We start from the raw sequence: 1087 nt of genomic DNA, 5'->3' as shown, positions 1-1087 counted from the left end.
GGTGAACTGGGGACTGACCTTTGCTTGATAGCCATGGCGTTTAGCGAGTGTCTCAACAATCTCACCAACAGTTTGGTGGTCAAAATGTTCACTCACCTGTTCTTTGAGCTCTTTACGCATCGAGGCACTTTTGCCACAAAGGCGCAAAATCTCTCCATCACTGCCCCCACAACTCACAACCGATTCGACAACAAAACACCCCATAAATGCACTAATGCTGTTCTCATAGCCAAAGATCACCTGCAGAGCGTTGCCCGTTTGTGGAACCTCTAAATCATTGCCATTATCATCAAACTCTGCTTCAAATGTATCGGCTTCATTACCGGCATGGTCCGTAATGGTTGCGGTTAAAAGACGCTGGTAAAAAACCTCATGAACAGGTTTGTCTCCCACCTTGACCACAATAAAGGGGTATGTGCGCATTAATCCCATAACCGCTTCACCATGCTTTGGGGATTAGACAACACAAATTCAGGCAGAATGACCTTTAAGCCCCGCGGTAAAAACACACCATATTTGGCAATCTCTGGATTAGCTTCCAAGGTGGCTTCTAAATAGCCTTTGAGTAAACCAGCTTGCCTCCGGTCTCTGAACACTGCCATGGCATGGTGAAAGCAGATAAGATCAAGACTCATATCCTCTAGCTCTACAACAACATGCTTTTCTGGTATCTTCATAGAATTTGTCCCACTTGGGTTTGTCCCACCTGGTATTGTCCTTGTGGTTTTCCGCCATTAAAAAAGGGCAAGAGCGTAATGGAATAGCGGATGCGCTGGGATTGACCAGAGCGACTAATATAGTCGTGGTCTTTATTGATCGTGGTGATCACCACGGGACCATGGAGAAGGACACTATAGGTCGTATCATTGATCCAACGAAGCATCTGCACCGGCTTTGCTGTTCGTATAGTTGTAGTGATGGCATCTATCGCTACCCGGTCCCCAAATTCTTCTGGAAACCAAACCCCATGAATGGTTTTTGCATCATTACCATAGCCGGTAAATTGCAAACTGGGTGCCTTGCCAAAACGCTCCATACAAACCCATGAGGCAGAAAACTCTTCTTCAAAAGATTGGAAATTCAGCCA

General features: G+C 45.9%; 2 protein-coding genes and 1 pseudogene. All 3 read right to left on the bottom strand.

The features are described 5' to 3' along the window. Nucleotides 1-423, bottom strand: a pseudogene (locus tag ACFIKE_RS11155) (late control protein); the annotation flags it as partial. Continuing rightward, entirely contained in the window at nucleotides 423-677 is a 255-nt protein-coding gene (locus ACFIKE_RS11150; RefSeq protein ID WP_375649998.1) for a tail protein X, read from the bottom strand. The gene ACFIKE_RS11150 and the pseudogene ACFIKE_RS11155, both read right to left, overlap by 1 nt. Continuing rightward, on the bottom strand, nucleotides 674-1087 hold a 414-nt coding region (locus ACFIKE_RS11145; RefSeq protein WP_375649996.1), incomplete at its 5' end, for a phage tail protein. The genes ACFIKE_RS11150 and ACFIKE_RS11145, both read right to left, overlap by 4 nt.

It is taken from the genome of Bartonella sp. MU70NMGDW (assembly GCF_042194085.1).
In the GTDB taxonomy this organism is placed as follows: Bacteria; Pseudomonadota; Alphaproteobacteria; order Rhizobiales; family Rhizobiaceae; genus Bartonella; species Bartonella grahamii.
This window is presented reverse-complemented; position numbering and strand designations above follow the sequence as displayed.